Origin of the sequence: Mesorhizobium sp. M8A.F.Ca.ET.202.01.1.1 (genome assembly GCF_004791595.1) — a bacterium.
Classification (GTDB): Bacteria; Pseudomonadota; Alphaproteobacteria; order Rhizobiales; family Rhizobiaceae; genus Mesorhizobium.
In genome coordinates, this window is the sequence record NZ_SRUN01000125.1 from 1 (window position 1) to 356 (window position 356).

General features: G+C 64.6%; 1 protein-coding gene. It reads left to right on the top strand.

Going from position 1 to position 356, the window contains the following annotated elements; genetic code table 11:
• Positions 1–356 (top strand): TIGR02186 family protein (locus EN845_RS34135; RefSeq protein WP_245511883.1); only part of this gene is annotated, 356 nt, incomplete at both ends.

Here is a 356-nt window from a genome sequence, read left to right on the forward strand (position 1 = left end):
TGCTTGCTTCCGCGGCACTGCCGGCGGCGGCACAGACGCCGGCAGCCGAAAGCATCCAGATCGGCCTGTCCACCGACGCCATTTCGATCACTGCCGGATTTTCCGGCGCCGACCTCACCATTTTCGGCTCGCTGGAAAATCCCGATCCGCTGATCGCGCGCCAGGGACGCTACTATGTCATCGTCGTGCTCGAGGGTCCCGCCCGCCCCGTCGTCGTGCGCCGCAAGGACAGGGTGCTCGGCGTCTGGGTCAATCTGGAATCGGAAACGTTCGAGAACGTGCCGGTGTCCTATTCGGTCGCGACCACCCGCCCGCTGCAGGACATCACCGAGCCGAACAGCTACAAGCAACTGTCG